At 74.6% G+C, this 24,603-nt stretch carries 23 protein-coding genes; 19 read left to right on the top strand and 4 right to left on the bottom strand.

Annotated elements, in window-relative coordinates; translation table 11 throughout:
* Positions 1-455: 455 nt before the first annotated feature.
* From H7X46_RS00670 to H7X46_RS30470, 13 genes are all read left to right on the top strand, one after another.
* Positions 456-1,325 carry a redox-sensing transcriptional repressor Rex gene (locus H7X46_RS00670; RefSeq protein WP_370588548.1) on the top strand — a complete coding sequence of 290 codons (870 nt, stop codon included), beginning with the start codon at positions 456-458 and terminating at the stop codon, positions 1,323-1,325.
* The gene (locus H7X46_RS00675) at positions 1,322-2,752 is read left to right on the top strand and encodes a glutamyl-tRNA reductase (RefSeq protein WP_186357550.1); all 1,431 of its coding nucleotides are present in this window, start codon (positions 1,322-1,324) and stop codon (positions 2,750-2,752) included. The genes H7X46_RS00670 and H7X46_RS00675 overlap by 4 nt, the downstream gene beginning before the upstream one ends.
* Complete coding sequence (gene hemC / locus H7X46_RS00680; RefSeq protein ID WP_186357551.1) at positions 2,749-3,720, top strand: hydroxymethylbilane synthase; 972 nt, start codon at positions 2,749-2,751, stop codon at positions 3,718-3,720. Before H7X46_RS00675 ends, hemC begins: the two co-directional genes overlap by 4 nt.
* A 3-nt stretch (positions 3,721-3,723) precedes the next feature.
* Entirely contained in the window at positions 3,724-5,265 is a 1,542-nt protein-coding gene (locus H7X46_RS00685; protein WP_186357552.1) for a bifunctional uroporphyrinogen-III C-methyltransferase/uroporphyrinogen-III synthase, read from the top strand.
* A gap of 205 nt (positions 5,266-5,470) precedes the next feature.
* Positions 5,471-6,445 (top strand): porphobilinogen synthase, encoded by a 975-nt coding sequence (gene hemB, locus H7X46_RS00690; RefSeq protein ID WP_186357553.1) that lies wholly within the window; start codon positions 5,471-5,473, stop codon positions 6,443-6,445.
* 123 nt (positions 6,446-6,568) lie between these two features.
* Positions 6,569-7,249: a hypothetical protein gene (locus tag H7X46_RS00695; protein WP_186357554.1), complete on the top strand. Its 681-nt coding sequence runs from the start codon at positions 6,569-6,571 to the stop codon at positions 7,247-7,249.
* A gap of 19 nt (positions 7,250-7,268) precedes the next feature.
* Positions 7,269-8,591 carry a glutamate-1-semialdehyde 2,1-aminomutase gene (gene hemL, locus H7X46_RS00700; RefSeq protein ID WP_186357555.1) on the top strand — a complete coding sequence of 441 codons (1,323 nt, stop codon included), beginning with the start codon at positions 7,269-7,271 and terminating at the stop codon, positions 8,589-8,591.
* Between the two features lie 2 nt (positions 8,592-8,593).
* A complete protein-coding gene (locus H7X46_RS00705) occupies positions 8,594-9,253 on the top strand; it encodes a histidine phosphatase family protein (RefSeq protein ID WP_186357556.1) in 660 nt (219 codons plus the stop codon).
* Positions 9,250-9,846, top strand: coding sequence for a TlpA disulfide reductase family protein (locus H7X46_RS00710; protein WP_186357557.1), 597 nt, complete (start codon positions 9,250-9,252; stop codon positions 9,844-9,846). Before H7X46_RS00705 ends, H7X46_RS00710 begins: the two co-directional genes overlap by 4 nt.
* A gap of 45 nt (positions 9,847-9,891) precedes the next feature.
* Positions 9,892-10,731, top strand: coding sequence for a cytochrome c biogenesis CcdA family protein (locus tag H7X46_RS00715; RefSeq protein ID WP_186357558.1), 840 nt, complete (start codon positions 9,892-9,894; stop codon positions 10,729-10,731).
* Entirely contained in the window at positions 10,732-12,357 is a 1,626-nt protein-coding gene (locus tag H7X46_RS00720) for a cytochrome c biogenesis protein ResB (protein ID WP_186357559.1), read from the top strand. It begins immediately after the preceding gene.
* 5 nt (positions 12,358-12,362) lie between these two features.
* Positions 12,363-13,328, top strand: a complete 966-nt coding sequence (ccsB, locus tag H7X46_RS00725; protein WP_186357560.1) for a c-type cytochrome biogenesis protein CcsB — start codon at positions 12,363-12,365, stop codon at positions 13,326-13,328.
* Positions 13,329-13,371: 43 nt separating this feature from the next.
* Entirely contained in the window at positions 13,372-15,417 is a 2,046-nt protein-coding gene (locus H7X46_RS30470) for an AAA family ATPase (RefSeq protein ID WP_370588550.1), read from the top strand.
* 99 nt (positions 15,418-15,516) lie between these two features.
* On the opposite strand, the gene H7X46_RS00735 is transcribed toward H7X46_RS30470, so the two are convergent.
* Together H7X46_RS00735 and H7X46_RS00740 are read right to left on the bottom strand one after the other, a co-directional pair.
* Positions 15,517-15,747, bottom strand: a complete 231-nt coding sequence (locus H7X46_RS00735; RefSeq protein WP_186357561.1) for a hypothetical protein — start codon at positions 15,745-15,747, stop codon at positions 15,517-15,519.
* A gap of 81 nt (positions 15,748-15,828) precedes the next feature.
* Positions 15,829-16,038, bottom strand: coding sequence for a BldC family transcriptional regulator (locus H7X46_RS00740; protein WP_186357562.1), 210 nt, complete (start codon positions 16,036-16,038; stop codon positions 15,829-15,831).
* 312 nt (positions 16,039-16,350) lie between these two features.
* Between H7X46_RS00740 and H7X46_RS00745 the strand changes: the two genes are divergently transcribed.
* Genes H7X46_RS00745 through H7X46_RS00770 form a run of 6 tightly spaced genes read left to right on the top strand, consistent with a single transcriptional unit; the run spans position 16,351 to position 21,227 of the window.
* On the top strand, positions 16,351-16,917 hold the full coding sequence (locus H7X46_RS00745; RefSeq protein ID WP_186357563.1) for a helix-turn-helix domain-containing protein: 567 nt from the start codon (positions 16,351-16,353) through the stop codon (positions 16,915-16,917).
* A 17-nt stretch (positions 16,918-16,934) separates the two neighbouring features.
* Positions 16,935-18,074, top strand: a complete 1,140-nt coding sequence (locus H7X46_RS00750; protein ID WP_186357564.1) for an aminotransferase class V-fold PLP-dependent enzyme — start codon at positions 16,935-16,937, stop codon at positions 18,072-18,074.
* A gap of 10 nt (positions 18,075-18,084) precedes the next feature.
* Positions 18,085-18,450, top strand: a complete 366-nt coding sequence (locus H7X46_RS00755; RefSeq protein WP_186357565.1) for a hypothetical protein — start codon at positions 18,085-18,087, stop codon at positions 18,448-18,450.
* 24 nt (positions 18,451-18,474) lie between these two features.
* Positions 18,475-19,938: a Na+/H+ antiporter NhaC family protein gene (locus H7X46_RS00760; protein WP_186357566.1), complete on the top strand. Its 1,464-nt coding sequence runs from the start codon at positions 18,475-18,477 to the stop codon at positions 19,936-19,938.
* 56 nt (positions 19,939-19,994) lie between these two features.
* Positions 19,995-20,768 carry a cyclase family protein gene (locus tag H7X46_RS00765; protein ID WP_186357567.1) on the top strand — a complete coding sequence of 258 codons (774 nt, stop codon included), beginning with the start codon at positions 19,995-19,997 and terminating at the stop codon, positions 20,766-20,768.
* A gap of 54 nt (positions 20,769-20,822) precedes the next feature.
* Positions 20,823-21,227, top strand: a complete 405-nt coding sequence (locus H7X46_RS00770; RefSeq protein WP_186357568.1) for a DUF4229 domain-containing protein — start codon at positions 20,823-20,825, stop codon at positions 21,225-21,227.
* Here the strand turns inward: H7X46_RS00770 and H7X46_RS00775 are convergent.
* Positions 21,174-22,046: a 1,4-dihydroxy-2-naphthoate polyprenyltransferase gene (locus H7X46_RS00775; protein ID WP_186357569.1), complete on the bottom strand. Its 873-nt coding sequence runs from the start codon at positions 22,044-22,046 to the stop codon at positions 21,174-21,176. The genes H7X46_RS00770 and H7X46_RS00775 overlap by 54 nt on opposite strands.
* Before the next feature lie 716 nt (positions 22,047-22,762).
* On the bottom strand, positions 22,763-24,430 hold the full coding sequence (locus H7X46_RS00780) for a hypothetical protein (RefSeq protein WP_186357570.1): 1,668 nt from the start codon (positions 24,428-24,430) through the stop codon (positions 22,763-22,765).
* Positions 24,431-24,603: the final 173 nt, after the last annotated feature.

Here is a 24,603-nt window from a genome sequence, read left to right on the forward strand (position 1 = left end):
CCGGCGGCCGCTCCGGGCCCGGGGCCGCGCAGGACCACGGGCGCGAAGGGGCGGCAGCGCGAGCAGAACGCCGATCGTGGCGTGGGCCTCGGAGTGCCCTATGTCGCACGGTGAGCGGCCCCTGTGCATCGACCACCGGTCGTTCCTGGTCAGAGCGGTGCGTGAGCACGGAGCGGACCAAGATCGCAACTTTGTGCGTGCCTTCACAAGCGGCTACCGTGGGTTCCCGTCGCCGGGCCCGCCCGTGACGCGTCGACCGGCCGCCCGCGGCCGGTCCGCGACCGGGCACCGGCGACCGTGTCCCCGCCGGCCCTGCCGCCGGGGGTGCGGCCAGCGAGAGCCCCGACCGGAGCACGAACAGTTTCGATGACCGACCGTCCGCGAACAACCCCCGCGAGCCGGACGAGCGACGGAACCCGAGCGCGCCCGCGACCGACGCCGGAGGAGGACGGCCCGTGAGCCTGCCGCCCACCACCCCCGGCAGCACCGACGGCGACGCCGCGGTGGCCGAGGCGGCGTCGGACGGGGAACGCCCCGCCCGCCCGGTGCCCGAGGCGACCGTGTCCCGGCTCGCCGTCTACCTGCGGGTGCTCGGTGACCTGCGCGAGTCCGGGGTCGAGACCGTCTCCTCCGAGGAGCTCGCCGGGGCGTCCGGGGTGAACTCGGCGAAGCTCCGCAAGGACCTCTCCTACCTGGGCTCCTACGGTGTCCGCGGGGTCGGGTACGACGTCGCGTCGCTGCAGGAGCGGCTCCGCGGGGAGCTCGGCATGGACCACCGGCAGTCGGTGGCGCTGGTCGGGGTGGGCAACCTCGGCCTCGCGCTCGCCGGCTACGCCGGGTTCGCCGGGCGCGGCTTCCCGGTCAGTGCCCTGTTCGACGTCGACGACGACCTCGTCGGCGTCGAGATCAACGGCATCCTGGTGCGGCACGTCCGGGACATCCCGGAGGCGTGCGCCGAGGGCGGCGTCACGATCGGGATGATCGCGACCCCCGCGCACGCCGCCCAGTCGGTCTGCGACCTGCTCGTGCGGGGTGGGGTGCAGTCCATCCTCAACTTCGCGCCGGTGCTGTTGCAGGTGCCGGATAACGTCGAGGTCCGCAAGGTCGACCTCTCGGTCGAGCTGCAGGTTCTCGCGTTCCACGTGGCCCGCCGGCACGGCGCCGGTGTGCCGGGCTCCGCCGGCGGTACTGATGAGCCGGGCTCCGCCGGCGGTGCCGGCGAGCCGGGCCCCGCCCCCGGCAGCAGGGCCGGCGGCGAGGCGATCGTCCCGGCAGGCGGCCGGGACACGAGCGAGACGAACGGATCGGTGGTGTCCCCGCGATGAGCGTCCTCGTCGTCGGCCTGTCGCACCGCAGCGCGCCGGTCGAGGTGCTGGAGCGCCTCGCCGTCGCGCCGGACGACGTGCCCAAGCTGCTCGAGGAGATGCTCGACCGCACGCACGTCGAGGAGGCGGTGCTGCTCTCCACGTGCAACCGGATCGAGGTCTGTGCGGTCGTGGACGCGTTCCACGGCGGCCTGGGCGACGTCACCGACGTCCTCGGCGGCCACGCCGGCTTCCCGATCGGCGAGCTGTCCGACCATCTCTTCGTGCACTACGCCGGCGCGGCCGTCCAGCACCTGTTCCAGCTGGCGGCCGGCCTGGACTCGATGGTGGTCGGCGAGTCGCAGATCCTCGGCCAGCTCCGCGGCGCCTACGCCACCGCGGACGAGTCGGGCGCGGTCGGCAAGGTGCTGCACGAGCTGGTGCAGCAGGCCCTGCGGGTCGGCAAGCGGGTGCACGCCGGCACCGGGATCGACGAGGCCGGGGCCTCGGTCGTCTCCGAGGCCCTGCGCGACGCCGACCGCGAGCTCGGCGGTCCCGGTCTCGACGGTGCCCGGGCGGTGATCGTCGGGGCGGGTGCCATGGGTGCGCTGGCCGCGGCGCACCTGCGCCGGGCCGGGGCGGCCGAGGTCGTCGTCGTCAACCGGTCCGCCGACGGTGGCGAGCGGCTGGCGGAGAAGGTGCGCGAGCACGGCACCTCCGCCCGGTTCGCCCCCCTCGACGACCTCTCGGCCGAGCTGCGTGACGCGGACCTGCTGCTCGCGTGCACCGGTGCGATCGGGCACGTCGTGGACGCGGACCACGTCACCGCGGCGCTCGGCACCGGCCGGGACCGGCCACTGGTCGTCTGCGATCTGGGGCTGCCCCGTGACGTCGACCCGGTCGTCGGCGAGCTCCCCGGCGTGCGGATGGTCGACCTCATCACCCTGCAGCGCCGGTTGCTCGACGCGTCCGACGACGTCGACGGCGGCTCCGTCGGTGCGGCGCAGCGGATGGTCGACGAGGAGGTCCAGCAGTACCTGGCCGGTCAGCGCTCGGCGGAGGTCACCCCGACCGTCACCGCGCTGCGCCGCCGCGCCTCGGAGGTCGTCGACGCCGAGCTGCTGCGGCTCGACTCGCGGCTGCCCGACCTGGACGACAAGGTGCGCGACGAGCTGTCCCGCACCGTCCGCCGGGTCGTCGACAAGCTGCTGCACACCCCGACGGTGCAGGTCAAGCGCCTGGCCGAGGGCCCGGACGGCGACAGCTACGCCGCCGCACTTCGCACCCTGTTCGAGCTCGACCCGCAGGCCGCCGCGGCCGTCGCCGCACCGGTCCGCGGGGCCGACGCCCGCGTCGACGGCACCGACGTGGGGGCCGCCCTGCGCTGGTCGGGCCCCGACGCCGTGACCCCGCCGCTCGGGTCCCGTCCCCCGGAGCAGATCTCGTGACCCCACTGAGGATCGGAACCCGGCCGTCGAAGCTGGCGGTCGCCCAGACCACCACGATCGCCGACCGGCTCACCGCCGCCGGGTACCCGTGCGAGCTCGTCACCGTCGCGACCAGCGGTGACCGTTCGACGGCCCCGGTGACCCAGCTCGGGGTCGGGGTGTTCGTGTCGGCGCTGCGGGACGCGCTGACCGCGGGTGACATCGACGTCGCCGTGCACTCGTTCAAGGACCTTCCCACCGCGCAGCCCGAGGACCTGCGGATCGCGGCCGTCCCCCCGCGGGAGGACGTCCGGGACGCGCTGGTCACGAACGGCCGCGTGCTGGGCGAGCTGGGCCGCGGCGCCCGGGTCGGTACCGGGTCCCCGCGCCGCGGCGTGCAGCTGTACGCGCTCGGCCAGGGCCTCGAGGTGCTGCCGATCCGCGGCAACGTGGACACCCGGATCGGGAAGGTCCGTTCCGGCGAGCTGGACGCGGTGGTCGTCGCCGCGGCCGGGCTGCGCCGGCTGGGCCGCATCGAGGAGGCGGACGAGCTGATCGATCCGCTGCAGATGCTGCCCGCCCCCGCCCAGGGCGCCCTCGCGGTCGAGTGCCGCAGCGCCGACACCGACGTGGTCGACGTCCTGCGCGCCGTGCTCGACGACCCGGCCGTGCGGGTCGCGGTCACCGCGGAGCGCGCCGTACTGGCCACCCTCGCGGCCGGCTGCACCACGCCGGTCGGAGCGCTGGCCGACGTCGTCTCGGACCTGGACGACGAGGGCCACGCGGTCGACCGGCTGTCGCTGCGCGCCGTGCTGGGGGTCGGGGACATCGCGGAGGGCGCCGTGGTGCGCGCCTCCGCCACCGCAGAGATGGACGCCGCCGAGAAGCTCGGAGCCGCGGTCGCGCACGAGCTTCTCGACCTGGGAGCCGAGGACCTGCCCGCCGCGGGTCTCGACAGCTCCGCCAACCGCTGGATCGGGAGTTCGTAAACGATGACAGGACCTGCCAACACCTCGGGGCGGATCGCCTTCGTGGGCAGCGGACCGGGGGATCCGGCGCTGCTCACCGTGCGCGCCCGGGACGTGCTCGCCGGCTCGCCGCTGGTGATCACCGACCCGGACGTCCCGGAGGCCATCCTCGCGCTTGCCGCCGACGGAGCCGAGGTGCGACCGGCCGTCGGACAGCCCACCGACATCGCGAGCGACCTGCTCGGCGAGGCCGGGCAGGGCCGGTCGGTGGCCCGGCTGGTCTCCGGCGACCCGCTCACCAACGACGCGGTCGTCGCCGAGGCGATGGCCGTCTCCGCCTCGGGCACCCCGTTCGACGTCGTGCCGGGCGTGCCGGCCTCCACGGCCGTCCCGGCCTACGCCGGGGTCGCGCTGGGCTCCGCGCACGTCGAGGCCGACGTCCGCGCGGGCGTCGACTGGGCCGCGCTCGCGGCCTCCCCGGGGCCGGTCGTGCTGCACGCCACCGGCGCGCTGCTGGCCGACGTCGCCGCCGGGCTGTCCGCGCAGGGCGTGCCCGCCGAGACCCCGGTCGCGATCACCTCCGGCGGCACCACGTCCACCCAGAAGACCCTGTCGTCGTCAGTCGGCAAGCTGGCCGCCGACGGCGGTGACCTGGAGGGGGCGCTCGTCCTCACCGTGGGCGAGGCCGCCGGCCGCCGCGGCGAGCTGTCCTGGTGGGAGTCCCGTGCGCTGTACGGGTGGCGGGTGCTCGTGCCGCGGACCAAGGACCAGGCCGGCGTGATGAGCGAGCGGCTGCGCATGCACGGTGCGATCCCGGAGGAGGTGCCGACGATCGCCGTCGAGCCGCCCCGGTCGCCCGCCCAGATGGAGCGCTCGGTCAAGGGCCTGGTCGACGGCCGCTACCAGTGGGTCGTGTTCACCTCCACCAACGCGGTCAAGGCCGTGTGGGAGAAGTTCGCCGAGTTCGGCCTCGACGCCCGCGCGTTCTCCGGCGTGAAGATCGCCTGCGTCGGCCGGTCGACCGCGGAGAAGGTCCGCGAGTTCGGGATCCAGCCGGAGCTGGTCCCGGACATCGACGAGGCCCAGTCCTCCACCTCGGAGGGCCTCCTGGAGATCTTCCCGCCGCACGACGACGTCCTCGACCCGGTCGACCGGGTGCTGCTGCCGCGGGCCGACATCGCCACCGAGACGCTGTCGGCCGGGCTGCAGGAGCGCGGCTGGGAGGTCGACGACGTGACCGCCTACCGGACCGTCCGCGCGGCCCCGCCGCCCGCGCCGATCCGCGAGGCGATCAAGACCGGCGGGTTCGACGCGGTGTGCTTCACCTCGTCGTCCACGGTGCGGAACCTGGTCGGCATCGCCGGCAAGCCGCACGCCCGCACCCTGGTCGCCTGCATCGGCCCGGCCACCGCCGAGACCGCCCGCGAGTTCGGCCTGCGGGTCGATGTGCAGCCCGAGGAGGCCCGGGTCCCGACCCTGGTCGACGCGCTGGCCGCGCACACCGCCAAGCTGCGCGCCGAGGGCAACCTGCCGCCGCCGAAGAAGGTCAAGGCCCGCCGCCGCTGACCGCCGCGCCACCGGAAGCCCACCGGCTGCGCCCACCGGAAGCCCACCGGCAGCGCCCACCGGAAGCCCACTCATGGCCCTTTGGTCCCGTGCCACGGGACCAAAGGGCCATGAGTGTGTTCAGGGGTGGGGCACGTGAGACCGGTGTGACGGGCGAGGTGAGGCGCGTGCCCGGCGCCGCGGGGCCGGTCGTACGCTGGCCGGCATGGCTTTCCCGGCGCACCGTCCCCGTCGGCTGCGGAGCACCCCGGCCGTGCGACGGCTGGTCTCGGAGACCGAGGTCCGGCCCCGGCACCTGGTCCTGCCGATGTTCGTCCGGGAGGGCGCGACCGAGCCGGTGCCGATCTCCTCGATGCCCGGCGTCGTCCAGCACACCCGGGACACCCTGCGGAAGGCGGCCGCGGAGGCGGCGTCGGCCGGCGTCGGCGGGGTGATGCTCTTCGGCGTGCCGGAGCACCACGACCCGACCGGCTCCGGCGCCGTCGACCCGGACGGGATCCTCAACGTCGCGCTGCGCGACGTCCGCGCCGAGGTGGGTGACGACCTCGTCGTCATGTCGGACCTGTGCCTGGACGAGTTCACCGACCACGGCCACTGCGGCGTGCTCGACGACGCCGGCGGGGTCGACAACGACGCCACCCTCGAGATCTACGCCCGGATGGGTGTCGAGCAGGCCCGCGCCGGGGCGCACATGGTGGGCCCGAGCGGGATGATGGACGGCCAGGTCGGCGTCATCCGCGCGGCGCTCGACGAGGCCGGGTTCACCGGCACCGGGATCCTCGCCTACACCGCGAAGTACGCCTCGGCGTTCTACGGCCCCTTCCGCGAGGCGGTGAACTCGCAGCTCAAGGGCGACCGCAAGACCTACCAGCAGGACGGCGGCAACGCCCGCGAGGCGCTGCGCGAGCTCGCGCTCGACCTCGACGAGGGCGCCGACATGGTGATGGTCAAGCCGGCGCTGGCCTACCTGGACGTGCTGGCCCGGGTCGCCGACGTCGCCGACGTCCCGGTCGCCGCGTACCAGATCTCCGGGGAGTACGCGATGATCGAGGCCGCGGTCGCGAACGGCTGGCTGGACCGCGAGCGCACGATCCTCGAGACGCTCACCTCGATCCGCCGGGCCGGCGCCGACGTCGTGCTCACCTACTGGGCGACCGAGGCCGCCGGCTGGCTGGACTGAGGCCCGGCGGTCGAGGGCCGAAGCAGCGGCACTGAGGCCGAAGCGGCGGCACTGAGGACCCGACCGGGTTCGCGGTACCGCCGAACGTGGCAAACCGGACACCCGTCCGGCTACCGTGGGGCCGTGAGCAACGACCCCGGAGAGCAGGGCACTCCGCGGTACTACCGGCCCGGACCGTCGTCGGGGACCTACCCGCAGTACCCGCAGAACCCGTACCCGCACGGCTGGACCCCGGGTGCGCCACCGCCGCCGTTCCCGGCGCCGCCGGCCGGTCAGACCCGGTGGAACGCCGCCGGTGACGCGCCTGCCGGGACCGGCCGTCCGCAGGGGCGGGTGGCACGGCCCCCGCAGGTCGTCACCGCACTGGTCCTGCTGCTCGCGGCGGCGCTGCCGTTCGTGCTGATGGGTGTGGCCGCCATGCTCACCCCGGTGGACGAGTCGGTGCTGAACCAGGCCGGCATCCCGCGGGCCGAGCTCGACGCGATGATGGCGCAGGCCCACGTGACGTTCGCCCAGCTCACCCAGATGGTCCGGGTGATGGGCGGGATATTCCTGGTGCTCGCCCTCGCCTACGGTGCGCTGGCGGTCGTGGCGTTCCTCGGGCGTGGCGGGGCCCGGCTCGCCCTCGCGGTCCTCACCGGCGTCTACGGGCTGCCGCTGCTGCTGATGACCGCACCCACGCTGCCCTGGTTCGCGGTGCTCGTCGTGGCGGTCGCCGCGGGCGGTGTCGTCCTGCTCTACGGCCGCCCTGCCTCCGAGTGGTACGCGGCCCGGAAGGCCGGGGCCGGGCAGCGGCCCGGGTGAGGGCTGCGAGACTGGCGCCGTGAGCAGCGCGCAGAACCCGGAACCGAAGGAGTCGGCCCGCCTCTTCGCACGGGCGACGGAGCTGATCCCGGGCGGGGTGAACTCCCCGGTGCGGGCGTTCAACTCGGTCGGCGGCACGCCGCGGTTCATGGTCTCCGGCGAGGGGTGCCGGCTGACCGACGCCGACGGCGCCACCTACGTGGACCTCGTCTCGTCCTGGGGCCCGATGATCCTCGGGCACGCCCACCCGGCCGTCGTGGAGGCGGTCCGGGCCGCGGCGTCGCAGGGGCTGTCGTTCGGCACACCCACCCCCGGCGAGCTCGACCTGGCCGAGGAGATCGTCGCCCGCACCCCGGTCGAGCAGGTCCGCCTGGTCAACTCGGGCACCGAGGCCACCATGAGCGCGATCCGGCTGGCCCGCGGCATCACCGGGCGCAGCGTCGTCGTCAAGTTCTCCGGCTGCTACCACGGCCACGTCGACGCGCTGCTGGCCGACGCCGGCTCCGGCGTCGCGACCCTCGGCCTGCCGACCAGCCCGGGCGTCACCGGCGCGCAGGCCGCGGACACCGTGGTGGTCCCGTACAACGACCTCGACGCCGTCCGCGCGGTGTTCGACGCCCGCGGCGGCGAGATCGCCTGCGTGATCACCGAAGCGGCCGCCGGGAACATGGGCGTGGTGCCACCGGTCGACGGCTTCAACGCCGCCCTGCGCGACCTGTGCCACGCGAACGGCGCGCTCCTGGTGATCGACGAGGTGATGACCGGCTTCCGCGCGTCGAAGCAGGGCTGGTACGGCTGCGACGGCGTCGCGGGCGACCTCTACACGTTCGGCAAGGTCATGTCCGGCGGGCTCCCGGCCGCCGCGTTCGGGGGCTCGGTCGAGCACATGTCGTTCCTCGCCCCGGCCGGGCCGGTGTACCAGGCGGGCACGCTGGCCGGGAACCCGGTCGCCGTCGCGGCCGGGCTCACCACGCTGCAGCACGCCGACGACGCGGCCTACGCGACCCTGCAGGCCCACGCCGACCGGCTCGGTGCGCTGATCACCGATGCGTTGGCGCGGGAGGGCGTCCCGCACACGATCCAGTACGCGGGCACCATGCTGTCGCCGTTCTTCACCGACGAGCCGGTGACCGGCTACGCGGACGCGAAGGCCGCCGAGACCTGGCGGTACCCGGCGTTCTTCCACGCGATGCTCGACCACGGCGTCTACCCGCCGCCGTCGGCGTTCGAGGGGTGGTTCGTCTCGACCGCCCTGGACGACGACGCGTTCGAGCGGATCGAGACCGGTCTCGCCGCCGCCGCGAAGGCCACCGCGTCCGCCACCCGCCCGGACGGGGCCTGACCGTGGGCGACCGCACCAGCCCCGCCGCGAGCGGCCCGGTGACCGTCGTGCACCTGCTGCGGCACGGCGAGGTGCACAACCCGGAGGGCGTGCTCTACGGCCGCCGTCCAGGGTTCCGGCTCTCCGACCACGGCGAGGCGCAGGCCAAGACGGTCGCCGCCCACCTGGGCGGCAACGACGTCGCCGCCGTCGTCGCGTCCCCGCTCCTGCGCGCCCAGCAGACCGCGCAGCCGATCGCCGACGCGCACGGCGTGGAAATCTCCACCGACACCGGCCTGATCGAGTCCGGCAACCTGTTCGAGGGCAAGCAGTTCGCCGTCGGCGACGGCGCGCTGAAGCGCCCGCACGTCTGGCGGTTGATGCGGGACCCGTTCACCCCGTCGTGGGGGGAGCCGTACCTGGCGATCGCGCACCGGATGCTCGGCGCGGTGCACGCCGCGCGGGCGCTCGCCCCCGGCCGCGAGATCGTCTGCGTGTCCCACCAGCTGCCGATCTGGACGCTGCGCCGTTACCTGCTCGGGCAGCGGCTCTGGCACGACCCGCGCCGCCGGCAGTGCGCGCTGGCGTCGCTGACCAGCGTCGAGTTCACCGGTAGCCGGATGACCGGCCTGCGCTACGCCGAACCGGCAGGCCCCAGCGGTGCGCGGGTGACCGGGGCGTGAGCCGGCTGGTCCTCGCGCTGTGCGCGGCGCTGCTCCTGCTCGCCGGCTGCGGGGTCGGCCGCGACGCGGTGGGCTCGGGCCCGCAGGAGTTCCAGTTCGTCGCCCCGGGCGGGCAGACCCGGATCGTCTACGACCCGCCGGAGAGCCGCAGCCGGATCACCGACCTGCGGGGGGAGAGCCTGCTGCGGCCGGGCACCGAGGTCGGGATCGGCGACTTCCCCGGCAAGATCCGTGTGATCAACATCTGGGGGTCGTGGTGCGGTCCGTGCAGGTCCGAGGCGCCCGAGCTGCAGGCTGTCGCCGATGCGGCGCGGGACGACGCCGTCGTGCTCGGCATCGACGTCCGCGACGACCGGCAGGCCGCACTGGACTTCGCGACCGCCCGCGGCCTCACCTATGACTCGATCTACGACTTCCCGGGCCGCACGCTGGCCCGGCTCGACGGCTACCCGCGCAACGTCGTCCCGTCGACGATCGTGCTGGACCGCCAGGCCCGGGTGGCGGCCGTGTTCCTCGTCCCGGTGGGCAGCTCGGACCTGTTGCCGCTGATCACGAAGCTGGCCGCCGAGCCGGCGCCGTCCGCGACCGGGTGACCCGGGTGCACTACAGGTTGTAGAACCCGCCTACCCTGGGATTCGATGGACGCGACCACCACGCTGGCGATCTCGGGGCCGTTGCTGCTCGCAGCACTGGTCTCGCTGGCCGCCGGGCTGGTCAGCTTCGCGTCCCCGTGCGTGCTACCACTGGTGCCCGGCTACCTCGCCTACCTGGCCGGGCTGGTCGGGGCGCAGTCCCCGCCGGTGACCGCGGTCGAGGCCCGGGAGCGTGCGGCCGCCCGCCGGGACGGTCCGGTGGCCGCCCCGGGGCCGGCCGGGGCCCCCCGTCCGGTGCCCGACGCCCGCTGGCGCGTCGCCGGGGCCGCGTTGCTGTTCGTCGCCGGCTTCACCGTCGTCTTCGGCGCGATCATGGTCGGGGCCGTGTGGCTGTCCGACGTGCTGGTCGACAACGAGGCACTGCTGCAACGGGCCGGCGGCGTCGTGATGATCGTGATGGGGCTGGCGTTCGCCGGGCTGATCCCCGCGCTGCAGCGCGAGTACCGCGCGCACTGGACCCCGCGGGCCGGGATCGCCGGCGCCCCGCTGCTCGGCGCCGTGTTCGGCCTCGGCTGGGTGCCCTGCATCGGCCCGACGCTGGCCGGTGTCGTCGCCGTCGCCGCCGGGACCGGCGGCGGGTCGCTGCGCGGCCTCGTGCTCATCGGCGCCTACTGCGCCGGGCTCGGGATCCCGTTCGTGCTCATCGCCCTCGGCGCCACCCGCGCGGTCGGTGCGCTGGGCCGGCTGCGCCGGCACACCCGCGCGATCCAGGTCGCCGGCGGGGTGCTGCTGGTCGCGGTCGGCCTGCTGCTGGTGTCCGGGCTGTGGGCGCGCTGGCTGGTCTCGCTGCAGGTCTCGATCGCCGGGTTCACCCCGCCCATCTAGATGACGACGCCGCCGACCGCCCCGCCGCAGCCGCCCCCGACGCCGCCGGACTCCTCCCGCGGCGTGCCCCGTTCCGTGCTCGCGTTCCTGCGCAACACCTGGCGCGGGCTGACCAGCATGCGCACGGCGCTGGTCCTGCTGTTCCTGCTGGCGCTGGCCGCGCTGCCCGGCGCGCTGCTGCCGCAGCGCTCGCTGAACGCGTTCCTGGTCGACGACTTCTACGCCGACCACCCCACCGCGGCCCCGATCGTCGAGGCCCTCGGCGGGTTCGAGGTGTTCGCCAGCCCGTGGTTCGCCGCGATCTACCTGCTCCTGATGATCTCCCTGGTGGGGTGCGTGCTGCCCCGCTCGCTCGAGTACTGGCGCGGGATGCGGCAGGCGCCGGTCGCGACACCGCGGAACCTGTCCCGGCTGCCGCACCACGCGGCCGCCGGCACGCCCGACGACCCCGACGCCGTGCTCGACCGGGCCCGGACGTTGCTGCGGGGCTGGCGGAAGGCCGAACGCACCGAGCCCGACGGGACCCGGACGATCTCGGCGGAGAAGGGCTACCTGCGCGAGACCGGCAACCTGGTCTTCCACCTCAGCCTGATCGGGATCCTGCTCGGGCTGGCCGGCGGGAAGCTGTACGGCTACGAGGGCGACGTCATCGTCCGCGCCGACGGCTCGGAGTTCTGCAACAGCTCGATCCTCGGCTACGACACGTTCCGGGCCGGCCTGCGCGTCGACGGCACCGGCCTCAACGAGTTCTGCGTGCGCGTCGACCGGTTCGACAGCACCTGGCTGCCGAACGGGCAGCCGGCGACGTTCGGCGCGGACGTGTCGTACCAGACCGGCGCGGACCTGCGCAGCGGCGTCACGACCTGGCGGCCGGGTGAGATCGCGGTCAACCACCCGCTGCGCACCGACGGCGACCGCGTCTACCTCACCGGCTACGGGTACGCGCCCCAGTTCACCGTGACCTGGCCGGACGGGCAGCGGCGCACCGGGAACATCCAGTGGCGGCCGGTCGACCAGGGCGGCTCCCAGCTCTCCGAGGGCGCGACGAAGTTCGAGCGGCCCGGGGTGACCGACCCGGAGGTGCGGCGTACCACGCAGCTCGCGGTGACCGGCACGTTCGCGCCGACCGGGGCGATCGACCCGGACGGCAGGCTCGTGTCGGTGCACCCGGACCTGCGGGCACCGACCGCGGACGTGAACGTGCTGCTCGGCGACCTCGGCATCGACGACGGCCGCGGCCAGTCGATCTTCACGGTGGACCAGCAGAAGATCGACGACGGCGAGCTGCGGCCGGTCGCGCAGGCCCGGCTGGGCATCGGGGACACCGTGCGGCTGCCGGACGGCACCGTCGTCCGGTTCGACGGCGTGACCCCGTGGGTGAACCTGCAGGTGGGCCACGACCCGGGGCAGGTCTGGGTGCTGCTGGCCGCGGTCGTGATGGTGGGCGGGCTGGCCCTGTCCCTGTCGATCAAACGGCGGCGCTTCTGGGTGCGCGTCCGCCCGGACGGGGACGGCAGCCGGATCGAGCTCGGTGGTCTGGCCCGGACCGACCGGGCGGGCTACGGCGAGGAGTTCGACCGGCTCGCGAGCGAGCTGGCCGTACCGACGGACGAGAAGGACGGTTGACAGCGATGCTCGTCGATCCGATCACCGCCATGTGGAGCGACCGGCTGTTCCAGGCCACGCTCGTGGTGCTGCTGCTGGCGATGGTGTTCACCACGCTGGAGTACGCGGCGGCCCGCGTCGCGCGGGTGGCCCGCCGGGAGGAGCCGGCCACGGTCGGCGCCGGCCCGGCGGACCCCGCGCCCGGCCCCGGCGACCCGGCGGAGGCCCCGGCCGGCGGGAAGCCGTCCCGGACCCGGGCCGACCGCTACGGCCGGATCGGCGTCTCGCTGATGGTCCTGGCCGTGCTGCTGCACGCCGGCTCGGTCGTGCTGCGCGGGCTGGCGACCTACCGGTGGCCGCTGGGCAACATGTACGAGTTCACCTCGGCCCTGTGCCTGATGGCGGTCGCCGCCTGGCTGGTGCTGGTCCACCGGCACCCGGCGTTGCGCCCGGCCGGGGTGTTCGTGCTGACCCCGGTCGTCCTGCTGATGTTCGTCACCGGCACGGTGCTCTACGCCGAGGCCGCGCCGGTCGTCCCGGCGCTGCAGTCGTACTGGATCCTCATCCACGTCACGACGATCACGCTCGCCTCCGGGATGCTGCTCGTGCCCGGGGTGGCGAGCCTGCTGTTCCTGATCAAGCGCAACGGGCGCCCGGCCGGCCTGGCGGCGAAGCTGCCGGGCGCGGAGGCACTCGACCGGCTCGCCTACCGGGTGACCGTGCTCGCCTTCCCGCTGTACACGTTCGGGATCATCACCGGTGCGGTGTGGGCGGAGGCGGCCTGGGGCCGGTTCTGGGGCTGGGACCCCAAGGAGACCGTGGCGTTCGTCGCGTGGGTGCTCTACGCCGCCTACCTGCACGCCCGCGCCACCGCCGGGTGGCGGACCTCGCGCGCGGCCTGGATCAACACCGCGGGCTTCGCCACGATCGTGTTCAACCTGTTCTTCATCAACATGGTGGTCGCCGGGCTGCACTCCTACGCAGGGGTGTGAGGCACCTCGACCACCGCGACCGGCCCGGCTACCGTCGTCGTCCGTGAGCGAGAACGGTTCCGGCGAGCAGCCCGACGGGTCGGTGGGCCGCTACGTGCGGGAGCGCTGGGGTGCGGCCGAGCCCGCCGGACGGTCCTTCGGACGGCGTCGCCGCACCGGCGGTGATGACGCCACGCAGTCGACGGTGCGGGAGCCCACGGCGCCCGAGCCGCGCCCGCCGTCGGCCGCGGAGCGGGCGGCGTCCGCGCCCGCACCCGGCCGGGCCGCCGTCGGCACCCAGACGCCGCCGGCCGGGTCGGCGTGGGGTACCGAGGTGCCCGAGATCGACGACGAGCTGGTCGAGGAGATCGACCCGTCCACCCCGCCGTACGGGACGGATCTCTCCGCGCTGCGCCGGCAGCAGGACGCCGCCGGCGGCGCGGAGCCCGGTCCGGCCGCGTCCCCGGAGGAGGGCCGGCATCGCGGTGCGCCCGCCCCGGACCCTGCGGCGTACGACCACGGGCCCGACGACACCGGCCTGTACCGCGCGGGCGGGGGTGCCGACCCCGAGCCGTGGTGGACGGCGGCCGCACCGGCCGTCGCCGACGACGACCCGGACGGCGAGGTGATCTGGCGCCGGCCGGACCGGTCCGCTGCGGATCCCGATGCGGCCGGTGTGGCGCCCGCAGAGCCCGCGCAGCCGGGCGCGGACGCGGGATCCGGCGGGTCCATGGAGCCGGGCACGGACGCGGGATCCGGCGTGTCCGCGGAGCGGGGGACGGCCGCGGACACCGAGCGGACCGCGCGCATGGGAGCCGTCGCGGACGAGGACCCGACCGACCGGGGGACGGCCCCGGCGGAGGCGGAGCCGACCGCGGTGCAGGGGCCGGGGTCCCGCACCGGGCAGCAGGACCCGGGACGGGACGCGGCCGGGGCCGAGCAGGACCTCGATCGGGACACCTCGGAACGTGGGGCCGGTACCGAGCACGATCCGGCGTCCGGCGGCGGTGCTGCGGCCACCGCGCGACCGCCGGCCCGCGCCGATCGGCCGTGGCGGTCCGCGTGGGACGACGCCGGCTCCGGGGCGCGGGCGCGGACCTCCCCGGAGTCCGGTACCCGCAGGCCCCGCTGGACCGCGCCCGAGGCCGTCGAGGCCCGTACGGCGCAGCACCGGCGCGGCGACGAGCCGCACGGCGGGCTGGACCTGGCGCCGTCGCGGACCTCGCACGGAAGCCGCCGGCCGCCGACGAGCGGGTGGCGCCGGCTGGTGTACATGCTGACCGGCGGGCTGGTGAACCCCGGGGAGAGCCCCGCCGAGCTCCGCCGGCAGGAGCTGGTGTCCCGGCTCAACCGCCCGCTGCTCACCGCGCACAAGATCGCGATGCTGAGCCTGAAGGGCGGTGTCGGGAAGACCACGGTCACCGCCACCCTGGGGGCGACGTTCGCGTCGCACCGGGGGGACCGGGTGGTCGCGGTCGACGCGAACCCGGACCGCGGCACGCTCAGCCAGAAGATCCCGCTGGAGACGACGGCGACCGTCCGGCACCTGCTGCGCGACGCCGACAAGGTCCGCCGCTACACCGACGTGCGGGCCTACACCTCGCAGGGCGTGTCCCGGCTCGAGGTGCTGGCGAGCGAGCAGGACCCTGCAGTGTCCGAGGCGTTCAGCGAGGAGGACTACCGGCGCGCGGTCGACCTGCTCGAGCACTTCTACAACCTGGTGCTCACCGACTGCGGCACCGGCCTGATGCACTCCGCGATGTACGGGGTGCTGGGGCTGGCGGACCAGATCGTCATCGTGTCGTCGGGGTCGATCGACGGGGCCCGCAGCGCCTCGGCGACGCTCGACTGGCTCGACGCGCACGGCTACGGCAACCTCGTCCGCAACGCCGTCGTCGTGATCAACTCGGTGTACCGGCGGGCGGGGAGCGGCGTCGACCTGGACCGGGTCGCGGAGCACTTCGCGGGCCGCTGCCGGGCCGTCGTCCGGGTCCCGTTCGACCCGCACCTGGAGGAAGGCGCGGAGATCGACCTGGACCGGCTCGAGGAGCCGACCCGCACCGCCCTGCTGGAGCTCGCGGCGGCGGTGGCGGACGGCTTCCCGGTCTGAGCGCGGCCGATCACGCCCCGGACATGCCGAAGGGCGGCCCACCGGGCCGGTGGGCCGCCCTTCGTGACGTCGGCGGGTGGAGGGGCTGGACCGTCCGGGTCAGGGCCGGTCGGGCGGGTCCTCCTGGTTGCGGACCTTCTCGTCGAGCTCACGCAGGAAGTCGGGGTCGTCGTCGGGGCCGGCCGCGCGGGGACGCCCGGTGCGCTGCCCGGTCGCCCAGGGGAGCTCCGGTCGGGGGAGCCGGTCGCCGACCACCTGCTCCGACCGGAGGGTCCGGACGAGCAGCACCGCGACGACGGCCGCGCCGAGCAGAAGGATCAAGAACAACATCAGGCCACCTCCGCTGTCCAGCGTAGCGAAGGTGGCCTGACGTACGGGTGAAGTCGAGGGGTCACCCGATGGTCGTGCGGGTCAGCGCAGACCGGGCGTGGCCTCGCTGGTGAGGTCGGCCAGCAGGCCACGGACCTCGGACTCGCGGAAGCGGCGGTGACCGCCGGGGGTGCGGATCGAGCCGATCCGGCCGGCGGACGCCCACCGGGTCACGGTCTTGGGGTCGACGCGGAAGAGCGTGGCCACCTCACCCGGGGTCAGCAGTCGCTCGGGGGACTGCGGAGCTGCCATGAGATCCTCCCGGAAATGCAGCGTGGTGCCGGTGTCGCGGTGGTCGCCGTGCGGTCACCACCCGGTCGTTTCCGGGCCATCGTGACACCTCGGACCCCGGGTACTCGAACGGTTGTCTGTTAGTAAAGGGACCTTAAAGGGCAAATCGGGCGGACTTGGGCTGCGCCTCGTGAGCGGTCAGCGGGGCCAGGGCCCTGATAGCCACTCACGAGCGCATCGCGCCTTCATGACGACCGTTGACTCGGCAATACATGGCGCCTTACGCTCCCGGTGTTCATCCACACTGAACGGCGTTCACCGAGGAGGGTCGTCATGGCGGACGACGCGACCGGGGCCGGTCCGGCGGTCGGCGAGCGCATCCGGCGTACCCGCGAGGAGCGGGGGCTCTCGGTGCGCGAGCTCGCGGCGCGGTCCGCGCTGTCGGCCGGGTTGATCAGCCAGGTCGAGCGCGGCATCACCGACCCGAGCCTGCAGACCTTGCGGGTGATCGCCAAGGTCCTGAACACCCCGCTGTTCGACTTCTTCGCCGACACCGAGCCGGCCGACGTCGCGATCATCCGGTCCGGCGCCCGGATGGCGATCCGCTCGCCGCACGGCGGGCTGACCTACGAACGGCTGTCACCGGGATCGGGCCGGATCGAGGTGCTGGAGGGCGTGCTCCGGCCCGGCGCGTGCTCGTCGGAGGAGCCCTGGTCGCACCCCTCGGAGGAGTGCGTCGTCGTGACAGCAGGCGAGCTCGTCGTCGAGGTGCGCGGCCAGGCCCACCGGCTGGGTCCGGGCGACTCCTGCTACTTCGACTCCCGTCTGCCGCACCGCTACCTCAACGAGGCCGGCGAGCCGACGCGGTTCACCCTCGCGATCACGCCACCCAGCTACTGACCCCTGGAGGACACCCCATGGAACACCCGACCCCGGCCGAGTTCCGGCGCCGGTTCCCGGCGTTCGCGGACACCGTGCACCTCGCGAGCTGCAGCCAGGGAGCGCTGTCGGACGAGCTGAGCTCCGCGCTCGCCGAGTTCCAGCACACGATCCGCGCGCACGGCGCGCCGTGGGACCTCTGGATGGGCACCGTCGAACGGGCGCGCACGATGTTCGCCGAGCTGATCGGGGCGACCCCGGACGAGGTCGCCGTCGTGCCGTCGGCGTCCGCCGGTGCCTACCAGGTGGCCTCGACCCAGGACTGGGGTGCCCGGCCCGGCCTGGTCACGACCGATCTCGAGTTCCCGTCCGTCGCGCACGTCTGGCTCGCCCAGCGCGAGCGGGGCGCCCGCATCGCGTTCGCCGACGAGCACGACGGCCAGGTCCGCGCCGAGGACTACGCGGCGGCGATCGGCGACGACACCGGGCTGGTCTCGGTGCCGCTCGTCTCGTACCGCAACGGTTACCGCTTCGAGGTCGCCGACGTCGTCGCCGCGGCCCACGCGAGGGGCGCGAAGGTGCTCGTCGACGCCTACCAGGGGCTCGGTGTCGAGCCGGTCTCGGTGCGCGAGCTCGACTGCGACTACCTCGTGTGCGGGGCGCTGAAGTACCTGCTCGGCATCCCGGGGATCGCGTTCCTGTACGTGCGTGGCGGGCTGGCGGACGCGGTCGACCCGCCCGCGACCGGTTGGTTCGGCCGGCGCGATCCGTTCGAGTTCGATCCCCGCAACCTCGACTACCCGGCCGGCGCCCGCAGGTTCGAGGCCGGTACGCCGTCGGTCCCGTCGGCGTACGGTGCGGTCGCCGGCCTGCGCCTCCTCGCCGGACTCGACGCGAAGGCCGTGCGGGCACACGTCACCGACCTCACGTCGTACCTCGTCGACGAGCTCCGTGCCGCGGGCGAGACCGTCGGGTCGCCGAGCGACGCCGAACGCCGCGGCCCGCAGGTCGCCGTGCGCGACGCCGACCCGGAGGCGCTGAGCGCGTACCTCAAGTCCCGCCGCATCGTGTGCAGCCCGCGCGGCGACGTGCTGCGGATCTCGTTCCACTACTACAACGACGCATCCGACGTCGACGCCGTGCTGCGCGCGCTCGCCGACCACCGTCGGACCCGGTGAGGGCAGACCGATGTTCGAACCACCCACCCTCGAGCACCCCGTCCGCGTCATGATCTTCGGCGCGTGCCGGGAGACCTGGTACGCCGCGAGCGACCGGGAACGCGAGGAGCAGGCGCTGCCCGCGCTCCGTTCCCTCCTCGACGACTGGCGCGCGATGGGGCTCGACCTGATCGCGTCGTTCGACGACGACTACTTCCTGGTCGGCCAGCCCGGGTCGCTGCAGTACGCGTTCTTCATCCTCGCCGAGGTCGAGTCGGTGGAACGCCTGGTGACGATCGTCAATCGCGCGCGGACGACCGTCGACGGCCTGCGGGCCGATCGCTGGTTCCGCTTCGAGGCGAGGGCCGGTCGCCGGCTCTTCCTCCTGGACAACTGAACCTTTCGGACAACGGAGTCGGATATGAGTTCCACCAGCACGCTGAGGTTCAGGACCGGCATCAGCGGTGCCTTCATCGCACCGTTGATCTTCCTCGTCGGCGCGACCGTGCACTTCGTGTTCCTCGGTGCGTTCGACATGAACGCGCTGACGATGTCCGCGCTGGTCGGGCTGATGCTCGCGGCCCTCGTCGCGAAGGACTACGCCCGGTTCTGGGAGAGCGTGATCGCCGGGATCGCGACGCCGATCGCGATGACCGTGACCCTGATCCTGTTCATCGTCGGACCGCTCGCCGCGCTCGTGGAGGAGACCGGTGTCTCGGAGGGGTTCGTCTGGCTCGCCACGGAGATCGGGGTCGGTGGCGGCGCGTTCCCGGCGGTCGTCTTCGTGGCGGCCTGCGCGATGTCGATGTCGACCGGAACCTCGCTCGGGACCCTCTTCACGGCGTTCCCGATCTTCTACCCGGCCGGTGCGGCGCTGGGTGCCGAACCGGCGCTGCTCGCCGGTGCGATCCTGTCCGGGGCGCTCTTCGGCGACAACCTCGCGCCGATCTCGGACACCACGATCGTCTCCGCCACCACGCAGCGGTTCCGGACCCGTCCGGGCGTCGCCGACGTGGCCGGGGTCGTCGCGACCCGTGCGAAGTACGCGCTCACGGCCGCGGGCGCCAGCTTGGTCCTCTACCTGCTGATCGGCACGGTGTTCCTCGCGGACGGCCCCGGTGCCGCGCCGGCCGCGGCCGACGCGTCACCGCGCGGCCTGGTGATGCTGATCCCGATCGTGGCGCTGTTCGTCGTCGCGTTCGTCATGCGGGACCTCTACCTCGCGATCACGGTCGGCCTGGTCGGCGGCACCGTCACGGCGCTCCTCGCCGGGCTGATGACACCCGCCGGCATCGTGTCCGCGAAGGACGGCACGGCCGAGGGGTTCCTGATCGCGGGGGTCGAGGACATGCTGCCGCTGATCGGGTTGAGCCTCATGGTCTTCGGCATGCTCGGTGTCCTGCAGGCCGCCGGCGTGCTCGAGCTGGTCGTCACCAGGATCTCCGAGTCCAGGCTCGCCGGCACGCCCGCCGGCGCCGAGGTGGCCATCGGCGGGGGCCAGTCGATCGTCACCGCGCTGTTCGCGGGGGTCGTCGGTCCGTCGATCGTGACGTTCGGGCCGGTCGTCGACCGCATCGGCGCGAGCGTCGGTCTCCACCCGTACCGCCGCGCGAACGTGATGGACTGCTTCGCGATGGGCGCGGCGTGCGTCCTCCCGGCACTCAGCGCGTTCCTGTTCATCAGCAGTGACCTCACCGGGGGCGTCGACGGGATGCCGGGCCTCTCGCCCGCATCGATCTTCCTCGCGTGCCTCTACCCGCTGGTGCTCACCGTCATCATGGTGTTCTCGGTCGTGACCGGATGGGGCCGCACGTTCGAGGGCCCGGACGGTGCGCAGGTCAAGGAACCCCCGTCCACCAGCCGGTCCGCCGACCGGCCCGCCTGACCCGTCCGCCCACCGCCGCCCGTCCCCGGCCGGCGGCTCTCTCCCCAGGAGGAATCATGTCCGTGCTCTCGGACCTGACCGCAGCGCTGCGATCCGGAGCGATCGAGGTGGTCGACCTCACCGCCCCGCTCTCCGCGCAGACGCCCGTCCTCGAACTGCCGCCGGAGTTCGGCCAGACCGCCCGGTTCGAGCTCGAGGAGATCAGCCGGTACGACGACCGCGGTCCGGCGTGGTACTGGAACAACTTCCGCACCGGTGAGCACACCGGGACCCACTTCGACGCGCCGAACCACTGGGTCAGCGGCAAGGGTCTCGACGACGTCGCGTCGGTGCCGGTGCGCCGGCTGATCGGGCCGGCCGCCGTGCTCGACGTCTCCGAGCAGGCGCGTGAGGATCCCGACTTCCTGGTCGAGGTCGAGCACATCCGCGCGTGGGAGGCGCAGCACGGGCCGCTGCCCGAGGGCGGGTGGCTGCTCGTGCGGACCGGCTGGGACGCCCGGTCGCACTCGCAGGAGGAGATGACCAACACCGACGCCTCCGGCTCGCACACCCCCGGCCTGTCGGTCGCGGCCGCGCGCTGGGTCGCCGAGGAGTCGCCGGTCGTCGGGATGGGTGTCGAGACGGTGGGCACCGATGCGGGAGCGGCGGCCGGCTTCGAGCCGATGTTCCCGTGCCACTCGATGCTGATGGGCAACGACAAGTACGGGCTCACCCAGCTCCAGAACCTCGCGTCGTTGCCGCCGACGGGTGCGGTCGTGATCGCGGGGCCGCTGCCGATCGTCACCGGCTCGGGGTCCCCGGCGCGGGTACTCGCACTCGTCGAGCGCTGACCGGACGGCCGGCGACCCGTCGGCCTTCCCCGGCCCGATCCGTATGGTGGCGGCATGACGTCTCCGACTCCGCCGCCGCAGGCCGCGGCGCGGGCCCGCGCGGGTGAGCCCGGGCTGGCCGCCACGGTGGCGCTCTACGCGCTCGCCCGGCTCGGGCTGGTCGCCGTCGTCGCGCTGGTGCTCACAGTCGCCGGGGCCCCGCTGGTGGTGGCGCTGCTGGTCGCGCTGATCGTGGCGTTGCCGCTGTCGATGGTGCTCTTCCGCGGGCTGCGCGGGCGGCTGGACCGGGCGATCGCCGCGTCGACCGCGACGCGGTCGGCCGAGCGCGAGGCGCTGCGGGCGCAGCTCCGGGGTGACGCCGACCCCCGGCCCGGCGACGGCGACCGGGTGCCCGGGAGCGCCGGTTCAGCCGACGGCGAGACCGACAGCGACGGCGACCGCCCAGGCCAGCAGCAGTAGCCCGGTGTCCCGCAGCGCCGGGACCAGGGCCGGGCCGTCCGCGCCGCCGAGCACCGTCCGCACCGGCCGCACCGCGGCGGGCAGGGCGAGCAGCACCACGAGCAGGCCGGGGCGGTCGAAGGCGGCCCCGAGGGCGATGACGAACGGGACGAGCGCGGTCGCGGTGTACAGCGCCCGCGTCCCCCGTTCACCGAGCCGGACGGCGAGCGTCCGCTTGCCCGCCACCCGGTCGCCCGGGATGTCGCGGAGGTTGTTGACGACGAGGACCGCGCAGGTCAGCAGGCCGGCGCCGACCGCGGCGCCGACGGCGGCGGCGTCCACCGTGCGGGCCTGGGTGAGCATCGTGCCGAGCACGGCGACCGGGCCGAAGAAGACGAACACCGCGACCTCGCCGAGGCCGGCGTAGCCGTACGGCCGGGCGCCGCCGGTGTAGAACCAGGCCCCGACGATGCACAGCGCCCCGACGGCGACCAGCCACCACTGGCCGGACAGCGCGGTGAGCGCGAGCCCGGCCACCGCCGCGACACCGAAGCAGGCGAACGCGGCGGCCTTGACGGTGCGCGGCTCGGCGGCCCGCGAGCCGACGAGGCGCTGCGGGCCGACCCGCTCGTCGTCGGTGCCGCGGATGCCGTCGGAGTAGTCGTTGGCGAAGTTCACGCCGATCACCAGCGCGACCGCCACCAGCAGTGCGAGCAGCGCGGCGCCGGGTGCGACGGCGCCCGCGCCGAGCGCGGCCCCGGTCCCGACGAGGACGGGGGAGATCGCGGTGGGCAGGGTGCGCGGGCGCGCGCCCTCGATCCATTCTGCGGTGGTGGCCACGCGACGAACCTATCCCGCTCGCCGGGCCGCCCCGCGCGTCCCGCTCCGCCTCGATGCTCGTCGTGCGCGCTCCACCCGGTCGATCGTGCCGGGCGGCCGCGAGGACGTCGGGCGTGGCCGCGAGTGGCGGTGACGTCCCCCGAGTGGCGCGCTGTCGCCCTCGGAGGGGCGGGTTCGTGCGCCTCGGTCGGCTCGGGGGCAGTGAGTGGCACGTTTCTGCCCGGTGGAGGGCGTGAGCGTGCTGATCGTCGGACGGGTGTGTGGTGAGTGGCGCGTTTTCGCCGTCGGTCGGGCCGGAAGGTGCTGATCGTCTTCGGACGCGGCCGCGAGCCGCGCGCCATCGCCTTCTGAGGGGCGGAATCGTGTGACTCGGTCGCTGACCGTTCGACGTGCACATGGTCGGGAGCACGTGTCCGTCCCCCGACGCTGAAACGTGCTCGTCCGCGAGGGTGGCAGCGACTGGTCGAGTGGAGCCGGCCCGGCGGGCTGTGCCGATGCACCGATCCGGCGCCGGCCCCGCCCGGCAGAGCCCTCCCGAGCGCCCGGCGAGCGCCCCGGGGACTGGCGCCGCGCCAACCCGCCCGGCCGAGGACTCCCGGGCGCCCGGCGAGTGCCCCCGGCGACCGCGCGCGCCGCCCGCCTGGCCGAGGTCCCCCGGCACCGGCGAGCGCCTCGGCGGCCGCGTCCGACACGAACCGAGCCCCGGCCGGGTCGGCTCAGCGCGTCCCGGAGGGTGCCCGCTGGGAGGACCCGGGCTGTCGCGGTGCCGCCGCGGCCTGGCTGTCTCCGGCCGGGACGCGGGCGTCGGCGGTCGGCGTGCCACCGGGTGACGGCGTGCCGGAGGTCACCCGGGCGGGTTCACCTGGCCTCGGAGCCGGAGCGGCGGGCCTGTCGCCCGATGAAGCGGTGCCGGGCGCGAACGCGGCGCCGGCGGGCGGGGTGCCGGGCGGGGTACCGGGCGAGCCGGCGGGCGCGGTTCCGGCGGGCGCAGTGCCGGCGGGCGCGGTCCCGGCGGGCGAGGTGCCGGGCGCCCCGGCGGGCGGGGTGCCGGGCGAGCCAGCGGGCGCGGTGCCGGGCGTGCCGGCGGCCGGGGTGCCGGGAACCGCGCTACCGGTGGGTGCGGCAGCCGCACCGGCGGCCGGGCGCGCACCCGGGCCCGGAGCGGCCCCGTCACAGCCGGGCAGGTCGGCGGGCAGCGGCCCGAACGCCGTCGTCGGCAGGTACTGGCCTTCCCCGATCCGGACGAACTCGCCGTGCCGGCACTGCACCGGCACGTCGGTGGCGTTCACCGCGATCCCGACCGACTCGGCACCGGCCTCCGGGCGGGCGAGGATCGGCACCTCCGGCGCGCCCTCGGCGCGGACCGCGGACAGCCGCTGCGAGCCGGTCCACAGGTACTCCACGTGCACCTGCGAGTTGTCCTTGAGGCCCAGGACGTCCCAGAAGATCCCGTCACCGAGGTCGATCCCGGCCGGGTTGGCGACCCGGCGGCCGAACTGGTCCTTGCCGCCGTTGTGCCCGTTGCGGGCCGCCGCGGCCTGCGGGACGCCCTGCGGCAGGTCCTTCCACATCTCGCGCTGGTGCGGCGGGTTCCAGTAGTCGTCCTTGGTGTTCCACGGGCCGATGTCCCAGACCGGCGCGATCGCGCAGCGGCCGTTCGCCGCGCACACCTTCACCGAGTAGTCGGTCTTGCCGTTGCCGGACAGCGCCCGCCGCGAGGGCAGCGCGACGAAGCGGTCCCGGGGCACGATCTTGTGGCCGTTGGCGGTGGTGCCGCCCACCAGGCCCTCCCGGGTGGCGAAGACCGAGTAGGCACGCGGTGCGGCCTCGGTCAGCGGCCCGGTCTCGGCCTCGGCCGTCGGCGCGGCGGACAGCGTCACCGCGCGGACGACGGGGGTCGCGTTCCCGGTCGAGGTCAGCACCAGGCGTCCCTGGACCTCGCGGACGGCCTGGGGCAGCTCGGCCCGGCCGCCGTCGGCCGGGATCCATTCGGTCCAGCCGCCGCCGGCCTTCCGCCCGCGGATGTCGACGGTCGCGCTCGATCCGGGTGGCGTGTCGGCGACCAGGGTGGATCCGACCTCGCGGGTCGGGGCGTCGAGGGTGCGCGGCGCGAGGGTGAGCAGCCCGGTCGGGACGACGTCCACCGGGCCCTGCACCGCCTCGGTGTTGCTGCTCTCGCCGGCCGGCGCCCCGAACGCGGTCGCGCGGTCGAACCGCGCCGCACCCCCGTCGACGACGACGCCGGTCCCGTTCCCGGTGAGCTCCGGTTGCCAGGTCGTGCCCGGCTCCGCCGCCACCGCCGGCACCACGGCGGCGGCGCAGAGCGCACCGGTCGCGGCGAGCAGACCGACGGCACGCAGCCCGGCCCGCGTGATCCTGCGCATGTGGACAACCCCCGCTGCATCGCTGTGACCCGTGTGACGACTGAGGACGTGGTGGTCTCTGTGTCGCCAGTGGCAGAAGCACACTCGATGTGCGGCCGGGGCGCAATGCACGTTCTGTGAAGAGACCCCAAGGTGTGTACGCCGGTCTCGCCGGATCGGGTGGCGTGGCGGCG

Origin of the sequence: Pseudonocardia sp. C8 (genome assembly GCF_014267175.1) — a bacterium.
In the GTDB taxonomy this organism is placed as follows: Bacteria; Actinomycetota; Actinomycetes; order Mycobacteriales; family Pseudonocardiaceae; genus Pseudonocardia.